7 protein-coding genes are annotated in these 8,966 nt (G+C 68.3%); 3 read left to right on the top strand and 4 right to left on the bottom strand.

All coding sequences use genetic code 11. From position 1 onward, the window contains the following. Positions 1–38: 38 nt before the first annotated feature. Complete coding sequence (locus M4D77_RS22855) at positions 39–791, top strand: amino acid ABC transporter ATP-binding protein (protein ID WP_259937530.1); 753 nt, start codon at positions 39–41, stop codon at positions 789–791. 6 nt (positions 792–797) lie between these two features. Here the strand turns inward: M4D77_RS22855 and M4D77_RS22850 are convergent, their stop codons facing one another. Next, complete coding sequence (locus M4D77_RS22850; RefSeq protein WP_259937528.1) at positions 798–1,661, bottom strand: class I SAM-dependent methyltransferase; 864 nt, start codon at positions 1,659–1,661, stop codon at positions 798–800. Between the two features lie 17 nt (positions 1,662–1,678). On the opposite strand from M4D77_RS22850, the gene M4D77_RS22845 reads away from it, so the two are divergent. Then, positions 1,679–4,693 (top strand): BTAD domain-containing putative transcriptional regulator, encoded by a 3,015-nt coding sequence (locus tag M4D77_RS22845; RefSeq protein ID WP_259937527.1) that lies wholly within the window; start codon positions 1,679–1,681, stop codon positions 4,691–4,693. Here the strand turns inward: M4D77_RS22845 and M4D77_RS22840 are convergent. Further along, positions 4,643–5,740 carry a trans-aconitate 2-methyltransferase gene (locus M4D77_RS22840; protein WP_065632389.1) on the bottom strand — a complete coding sequence of 366 codons (1,098 nt, stop codon included), beginning with the start codon at positions 5,738–5,740 and terminating at the stop codon, positions 4,643–4,645. The two genes, M4D77_RS22845 and M4D77_RS22840, sit on opposite strands and share 51 nt — an antisense overlap. A 353-nt stretch (positions 5,741–6,093) precedes the next feature. Beyond that, entirely contained in the window at positions 6,094–6,672 is a 579-nt protein-coding gene (locus M4D77_RS22835) for a 2'-5' RNA ligase family protein (protein ID WP_065632390.1), read from the bottom strand. 225 nt (positions 6,673–6,897) lie between these two features. Between M4D77_RS22835 and rpsA the strand changes: the two genes are divergently transcribed. Then, complete coding sequence (gene rpsA, locus M4D77_RS22830) at positions 6,898–8,376, top strand: 30S ribosomal protein S1 (RefSeq protein WP_259937526.1); 1,479 nt, start codon at positions 6,898–6,900, stop codon at positions 8,374–8,376. A gap of 78 nt (positions 8,377–8,454) precedes the next feature. Here rpsA and M4D77_RS22825 read toward each other — a convergent pair. Beyond that, a partial coding sequence (locus M4D77_RS22825; RefSeq protein ID WP_259937525.1) for an SWIM zinc finger family protein occupies positions 8,455–8,966 on the bottom strand: 512 nt, incomplete at its 5' end.

The raw sequence follows: 8,966 nt of genomic DNA, 5'->3' as shown, positions 1-8,966 counted from the left end.
ACACGGCCGCACCGGCCGCTGGCGGATGGCCGCCGCCGATGGTGGTGGCCGACCGGGTCTGCAAGAGCTTCGGTTCGGTCCAGGTCCTCAAGGGGATCTCGCTGGAGGTGGCGCGCGGCGAGGTGCTGTGTCTCATCGGTCCGTCGGGATCGGGGAAGTCCACGTTCCTCCGCTGTGTGAACCACCTCGAAGTCGTCAACGCCGGCCGGCTCTACGTCGACGGTGATCTGATCGGCTACCGGGAACGCAACGGCAAGCTCCACGAGATGAGTGCCAAGGACGCGGCGACCCAGCGACGCGACATCGGCATGGTGTTCCAGCATTTCAATCTGTTCCCGCACCGCACGGCCCTCGAGAACGTGATCGAGGCGCCGATGCAGGTGAAGCGTCAGTCGCGTTCGGAGGCGGTCGACAAAGCCCGCTATCTACTGGACCGGGTTGGCCTGTCCGACCGGTCCGACGCCTATCCGGCCCAGCTGTCGGGTGGCCAGCAGCAGCGTGTCGCGATCGCGCGTGCGCTCGCGATGGACCCCAAACTCATGTTGTTCGACGAACCCACCTCGGCGCTCGACCCCGAACTCGTCGGCGATGTCCTGAAGGTGATGCGTGAGCTGGCTGCGTCGGGCATGACCATGCTGGTCGTCACGCACGAGATGGGTTTCGCCCGGGAGGTCGCCGACCAGCTCGTGTTCATGGACGGCGGCGTCGTCGTGGAGAAGGGGAACCCTCGTCAGGTCCTCGCCGATCCGAAGGAACAGCGCACCCGGGAGTTCTTGTCGAAGCTGCTGTGAGCGCCGCTAGTCGGCCTTGTGGCTACAGAAGATGGCTGTTCCCGGGAAGTAGCTGCCGCGCAACGGGCTCCACTGCCCCCAGGTGCGGTCGAAACCGTCAGGCCATTCGGGTTCGATGATGTCGTCGAGAACGAATCCGGCGGCCCGGAGTTCGCGAACACGGTCGCCGATGGTGCGGTGGTGTTCGACGTAGGTCAACGTTCCGTCGGCATCGGTCTCGGTGTACGGCGTGCGGTTGAAATAGGGAATGCGTACGGTCAGGCCCTCCGGCCCGGGATCGTCGAGGAACATCCAGCGCATCGGGTGATTGACGGCGAAAACCCAACGCCCCCCGGGTTTCAGGACCCGTGCGACCTCGCTCATGACGCCGGCCGAGTCGGCGACGAACGGTACCGCGCCGAAGGCCGAACACGCGGCGTCGAACGACGCGGACGCGAAGGGCAGGGTCTCGGCGGTCGCCTGGACGAGCGGGACCCGCACCCCTTCGGCGGCCATCGCGTCGAGTCCGATGCCCAGCATCCGGCGCGACAGGTCGACGCCCACTGCGCGCGCGCCGTGCGCGGCCAGCCACCGGGCGCAGGGCGCCGAACCGCAGCCGATCTCGAGGATGTCCTGGTCTTCGATGTCCCCCAACAGCCGTACATCGGCCTCGCGTAAACCCTCCGGACACCACACGAAATCCCCGCCCGCGGCATGGGCACCGAGAAAGTCGCCGTGCTCGACGTGGTAGTTCTCCGCGTCGTGATCCCACCACCACCGGCTGGCACGGTCACTGGTCGCCGAGTCCACGTCGCCGAGGACCCTCGGGGGGCGGCTCGACCCCGGGCCGTTCGATGTCGTTTGTTCGGATTCCGCCTGGTTGGGGGACATCCTGCGATGATAAGGCCATGGTCTGTCTCACTCTGCTGGGTCCGGTGGACACACCGGATGACGCGGGTGTGTCCCGACCGCAGTTCGGCACCCCTCGCCTCCGCTGTCTGCTCGCCGCGCTGGCATTGCGCGCGAATGCGGTGGCCGATGTGGACTGGCTGACCGACATCCTGTGGGCCGACGCGCCGCCGGCCACACCTGAGTCGGCCCTGCACAACCTCGTTTTCCGACTGCGAACCACCTTGCGGCGACGTCAGGTCGACGGCCGTCTGCGAGTCGTCACGACCGCGCCCGGGTACACGCTCCTCGTCGATCGGACCGATGTCGACGCACTGCTCTTCGACGACACCGTGGCACGGGCCGTCGCCGTCGTCGATGCCGAGCCACAGCTGGCTGTCGATCTGCTCGACCAGGCCGAGAGTCTGTGGCATGGAACGCCATACGGCGAGTTCGCCGACTGTGCCTGGGCGCAGCCGGAGGTCGGGGCGCTCCTCGAACGGCGTGTCCTGGCCGCGGAGACGGCTGCCGATGCCCTGGTCACCCTCGGCCGTCCGGAAGACGCCTATGTCCGGTTGCTGCCCTTCGCCGATGATCATCCCTATCGCGAGGGGCTCCACCTCAGGGTCATGGCGGCGTTGTGGCGGACGGATCGCGCGGCCGAGGCGCTCGATGCCTACCAACGGTTGCGTCGACGCCTCGCGGAGGACCTCGGCACGGACCCGGCCCCGTCGGTCCGCGAACTGCATGCCCGCATCCTCGACGGGGACCCGCCGCCGCGCCGCGTCCGCGGCGATGGGCGGCCGGAACGAACAGTCGCGGTACCACATACCGAAATCGGCGCGGCGAACCATGATTCGGGCCAGCTGATCGGCCGGGATGCCGACCTGACTGGCCTGACGGCAACCGTGCGGGGACGCGGGGTCTTCACGGTCCTCGGCCCCGGTGGTGTTGGCAAGACGGCGCTTGTCCGGCACCATGTCCGGTCGCCGAGTGACCGTCCCGTCTGGTTCGCCGAACTGGCAGCGGTCGCGAGCCGCGACGCGGTGGTGCACCTGGTGGCTTCGGCGACGGGCCTGTCGATGCGTCGCGATGTCGCGGCCCTGGACGCACTCACCGGCGCGCTGACCGGTCGACGCGGACTGCTCGTGCTCGACAATTGTGAGCACGTCCTCGAGGCAGCGGTCGAACTCGTTGTCGCGCTGCAGGATCGGTGCCCCGATATCACGGTGCTCGCGACCTCACGGGTGCCGCTGGGAATTGCCGCCGAACAGATCATCTCCCTTGACCCACTTCCGGTGCCGGACGTGGATGCGGCGCCCGCCGCCATCGAGTCGTCGGATGCCGTCCGGCTGTTCTGTGTCCGTGCCCGGGCACGCGATGCACGCTTCGAGCTGAACGAGGCAACGGCGCCGGCGATCGCGGAGATCTGCCGACGGCTCGACGGCCTGCCGCTCGGCGTCGAGCTCGCGGCGACGAAGGCGCGCGCGATACCGCCGGCAGTGCTCGTCGACCGACTGCACTGGCGTTTCCGGGTCCTGCGCGGTCCGCGCGGGATCGCGCCCCGGCACCGGAGCCTGCACGCACTCGTCGACTGGTCCTATGGACTGCTGAGCGACTCGGCGCGTGGTCTGTTCGACGTCCTCAGCATCTTCCCCTCCCGGTTCGGACTCGACGATGCGGAGTTCCTGGCCGCGGCGACGGGAGTGCTGGACCGCGAAGACGTGGCCGATGCGATGGCCGAACTGGTCGACGCGTGCATGGTGTCGGTCGATCCGGGGGGCTACCTCCTCTTGGAGACGTTGCGTGCCTTCGGTATCGATGCACTGGCGAGTCGGGACGCCCTCGACGGTGCGCGGTGTGCGCACACCGCGTGGGTCGCGGATTGGCTCGGTCCGTTGGGGTGCGAGGTCTACGGTCGCGGACACCTCGACGCCGCGCGCCTGATCGATGAACGGCTCGATGACGTGCGGCAGGCGATCGACCATGCGAGTGTTCACGATCCCGCTCTCGCCGACACGATCCTGCAGGGGTCGATCCCCTTCCTCGAACTGACCATGAGTCCGGAGGTCACCGCATGGGCGCGGATGCTCATCGACCGTCACGACGACTCGTCGCTCGGGTCCGCGGTGTGGGCGGTGTCGGCCGGCGGTGCCCGCTTCGATGGCGACCTGCCGACCGCGCGGCGGTGCACGCGCCGGGGCCTCGACGCCGGCCCAGACCCGTCGGTCCGCGTCTACCTCCACATGATGCTCGTGGACATCGGCCTGTTTCAGGGGGATCTCGACACTGCGCTCGACGACGCGCGGACGTTCCGCGAACTCGCACTGGCGGCCGGGATGCCGGGGGCGGCGCACATGGCCGACATCAGTGCACTGCTCATCCGCGCCTACCGCGGCGAGGACGCGTACCCGGCTGCGCGGTCCCTCGAGATCGCCTGTGCCACAGCGGGTGAAGACGTTGTCGCGGCCTGGTGTCGCTACGTGTCCGGCGAGTGTCTGCTCGACGCCGATCCCGGGCGGGCGCGGCAACTCCTCGAGGGTGCCATCGAGTCCGCGCGCCGGCACGGTGACCGGTATCTGCTCGGGGTGGCGATGGCGTCGCGGGCGTCGATCGAGGCCCGTTCCGGCGCAACCGACGCCGCCGCCCGGTCGTACGTGGAGGTGCTCGAGCATTTTCGGCAAGCGGGAAACTGGACGAATCAGTGGGTGACCCTGCGCTCGGTGATCGACGTCCTGGTCGATCTCGGGCGGTGCGAACAGGCCGCTCTGATCCTCGGTGCCACCCGGCGAGCACACGAGGTGGCCGGGTCCGATCCGTTCGGGAACGACGTCGGGCGACTTGGTTCCGTCGAGAATCGAATCCGAGCCGCGCTGGGCGAGGCGGTGACGGACGATCTCGTCGCGACCGGTGCCGCCACGGCTCCGTCCGATGTCGTCGACGTCGCCGTCACCTCGTTGCGGGCCGGGCGCGCACCGGCGGGGTCAGGTCGTCAGCTCGTAGAAGCGGAAGAAGCTGAAGTCCTCGATGGGTAGGACCGTCACGCCCGCGTAACCCGCGTCGTGCGCGTACCGACGCAGCGTCGACGGTCGGAACACCGTGCCGGTGGCCGCGGACGGTGGTGAACTCATCGAGTCCGGCAGACACACCAGCAACGAGAACCCGTACATGATCTTGTCGAGATCGTCTGCGGGACCGTCGAACTCGTCGGATACGGCTTCGTCCATGACGATCAGCGAAGCTCCGGGCGCCAGTGCGCGCCGGACCGCGGCGAGGACCTCGACCGGCCGCGGCATGTCGTGTAGGCACTCGAACGCGAAGGCGGCGTCGAACGGGCCGTGCGCCGCGGCCTCGTCGCCGTCGGCGACGAGGAACGTCACGCGGTCGGTGACACCCGCCGCCTCGGCATGCGCACGGGCCATCCGTACCGACGCCTCGTCGACGTCGAGCCCGATGAAGGTGGCCTCCGGGTAGGCCCGCGCGAGTGCGATGGTCGAGTGGCCCGCTCCGAACCCGACGTCGGCGATCCGCGCCCCGGGCCGGGACAACCGCTCGTGCAGGGCTTCGACACCCGCCAGCGCGGGCGCGAGGCGTGCGTCGAACCAGGGCCGGTTGAGATCGGCCTGGCACTCTCGCGCGTCGGCGCCCAGGGTTTCCCAGCTCACGCCCCCACCGTTCCGGTAGGCATCGAGCAACTCCGGCAGATGGCGTGCCGACGCTGCGAACATGCGGGGGAGGGCGCCGAGGTACGACAGGCTGGTGGTGTCGGTGAGTACCTCGGCGACGCCCGGCGAGATCGCGAAGGTGTGCGGCCGGGTGGTCAGGTCCGCGTCGAGAATGCCGAAGGCGCTCTGCATCTCCAGCCATTCCCGGGCATAGCGTGCGTTGGTGTCGGTTCGTTCGGCCAACCCGTCGGCGGTGAGGGGTCCCGATTCGGCCAGGCATCGGTACCACCCGAGGCGCTCGCCGAGGTACACGCTCATGGTCTCGGCGGTGGCGAGCGTCGAACCGAAGAGTCGTTCGGCGAACTCGTCGGCGCTCGGTGCTGGTCGGTCGGTGGAGGATCTCAGTGTTTCGGTCATGCCCAGATCATCGGGCCGTGGGCTCTCAAGTCACTCTCATCGTGATCTCGGAGTTCTTCACCCGGTGCCGGTGGGACGCGCTCGTCGCCGTGGCGACGACGTGGGTCACAACCTTCGACGACCCCGGGTCCGAAGACCCTGCTTGGGTAACCTGAGCGCCGTGGGCGACCAGACTTGCCGATGCGGTCACGACCGATCGGCTCACGAGCACTACCGGACGGGTACGGATTGCGCGCTCTGCGGCGAGCGGTCCTGCCCGCGGTTCCGTCCGGACTCCCGGCTTCGTCGGCTACTCGGCGCGTTGCCGGGCCGACGGGGGAACGGCGGCTCCTCCGTCTGACTCCGCAGCGCGATCAGCAGGCCCGCCCCGCGAGCACGACGTCGGTTCCCGCATCTGGGTCCCAGCGTCGCAGTGCGGTGAACTCGCCGACGATCTCGGCGCGGATGTCGAGGATGTCGAAGGCGCGGACGAGCTGTTCGGCGTCCATCCGCCGCGCGAGGGTGACGTGCGGGGTCCACTGCCCGGGAACGGTGTGCGCGAATGGCATTCGGCGACCATCGGTCGAGGCTGTCGGCGTGTCGGCCGGCTCGGGGTCGACGAACTCGGCGGACAGTCGCGAGACCTGGGCGTGGACCGACAGTAGTTCGCTCGACGGCACCACGAGCCGCGCGAGCGTGGATCGTCGACCGCCGCCGAAGACGATCGGAGCGCCGAGCCGCATGCCCACCGGCAGACGCATGGCGACCGCGGCCAGTGCCGCATCGGCGTTCCCGTCGATCCGGGACGCGGCCACCAGCGTCACGTGGGGCCGATTCGTCGGCGACGCGACGCGACCCTGATGGGGGAGTCCGGCTGCGGCGAGGGCGTCCCATTCGGCCCGAACCTGCTGGTCGGACGAGTCGTCGAGGAGGAGTTCGAGTGAGTGCGCCACGTGGGGATCGTCTCATTCTCCGCCGGGCCGCACGTCCTGGCGGCCTCGTGAGACGAGCCATTTGCCCAGCACAATGCCGCTGGAGTAGGCTTCTACACGCGCGTGTGCCCGATGACGCGCGGTTCGCACCTGCCCTGACCGGTGACAGGCCGGTCCAGGTGGTGTCGATCAACAGAGCTTTGCAGAATCGTACCTACTACACACCTGTCCGGAGCAACTCAACATATGTCGTCCCCCACGATCACCTCGCCGCAAGTAGCCGTCAATGACATCGGCACTGCCGAGGACTTTCTCGCCGCCATCGACTCCACGATCAAGTACTTCAACGATGGCGACATCGTGGAAGGCACCATCGTCAAGGTCGACCGGGACGAGGTTCTGCTCGACATCGGTTACAAGACCGAAGGCGTCATCCCTTCTCGCGAACTGTCGATCAAGCACGACGTCGACCCCAATGAGGTCGTCAACGTCGGTGACGAGGTCGAAGCCCTGGTCCTCACCAAGGAGGACAAAGAAGGCCGTCTGATCCTCTCCAAGAAGCGTGCGCAGTACGAGCGGGCTTGGGGCACCATCGAGGAGCTCAAGGAGAAGGACGAGGCCGTCAAGGGCACCGTCATCGAGGTCGTCAAGGGCGGCCTGATCCTGGACATCGGCCTGCGCGGCTTCCTCCCGGCATCGCTCGTGGAGATGCGCCGCGTCCGCGATCTGCAGCCGTACATCGGCAAGGAGATCGAGGCCAAGATCATCGAACTCGACAAGAACCGCAACAACGTGGTCCTGTCGCGTCGCGCATGGCTCGAGCAGACCCAGTCCGAGGTCCGCAGCGAGTTCCTGCACCAGCTGCAGAAGGGCCAGGTCCGCAAGGGCGTCGTGTCCTCGATCGTCAACTTCGGTGCGTTCGTCGATCTCGGCGGCGTCGACGGTCTGGTCCACGTCTCCGAGCTGTCCTGGAAGCACATCGATCACCCGTCCGAGGTCGTCGCCGTCGGCGACGAGGTCACCGTCGAGGTCCTCGACGTCGATCTGGACCGCGAGCGTGTGTCGCTGTCGCTCAAGGCAACTCAGGAAGATCCCTGGCGCCAGTTCGCCCGCACCCACGCCATCGGCCAGATCGTGCCGGGCAAGGTCACCAAGCTGGTGCCGTTCGGTGCGTTCGTCCGGGTCGACGAGGGCATCGAGGGTCTGGTCCACATCTCCGAGCTGGCCGAGCGCCACGTCGAGGTGCCGGATCAGGTCGTCTCCGTCGGTGACGACGCGATGGTCAAGGTCATCGACATCGACCTGGAGCGTCGTCGGATCTCGCTGAGCCTGAAGCAGGCCAACGAGGACTACACCGAGGAGTTCGACCCCTCGAAGTACGGCATGGCCGACAGCTACGACGAGCAGGGCAACTACATCTTCCCCGAGGGCTTCGACGCCGAGACCAACGAATGGCTCGAAGGCTTCGAGAAGCAGCGTGAGGCATGGGAGGCCCGGTACGCCGAGGCCGAGCGTCGCCACAAGATGCACACCGCCCAGATGGAGAAGTTCGCCGCTGCTGCCGCAGAGGCCGCCAACGCCCCGACCGACTACTCGTCGGCGTCGGAGAGCCGCGGCGGATCGTCGTCGAGCAGCAGCTCGACCGGCGGATCGTCGGCCGGCGGTTCGCTGGCCAGCGACGAGCAGCTCGCCGCACTGCGTGAGAAGCTGTCGGGCAACGCCTGACACGCCTCGCTCACCGAGCACCATGAAGAAGCCCTCCCGGGAAACCGGGAGGGCTTCTCTCGTTCTCACACTCGGCGGTCAGTCGGGCGGCCCGGTCCGACGCCCCGCACTCCAATAATCGCGGGCGTCGAAAGTCGTCAGGGCCGCCCACCGCAGCGGCATCCGGCTCGGTGGTCCATCCGGGTGTTCCGCGCCACCGGCAACTCCGCTGAGCCGTGCCTCGAAGTCGCGTAGGCGGAGGGCCAGCGAGGGCTCTCGATCGACGGCCGCGGCGAGGGAATAGAGCGTGGCGAGGATGTGCAGGCACCGGTCGCCGCGGGCGCGGCAGGAGCAGTCGGCGACCTCGAGAACCGGTGACGACCACGACGCCGCTTCGATGAGGCGACGATGCATGTCATCGGTCGGTTCGGTGGACTCGCCGAGCACCTCCCGCAGCGTCGTCGCGGTCGCGGGGGACATGGCATCGAACTCGAGATGTGCCATCGATGCCTCGCCGCCACGCTGCACCAGACCGCTGACCGAACGTCCGTCGACGGTGAGCGTGACGCCGCCGTTGCGGGCGACACTGCGGGCTCGTGGCGCCGAGGCGT

Source organism: Gordonia sp. p3-SID1431 (assembly GCF_025143765.1).
In the GTDB taxonomy this organism is placed as follows: Bacteria; Actinomycetota; Actinomycetes; order Mycobacteriales; family Mycobacteriaceae; genus Gordonia; species Gordonia hongkongensis.
Note: the sequence above shows the minus strand (reverse complement) of the source record. Positions and strands in the feature narration are given on the sequence as shown.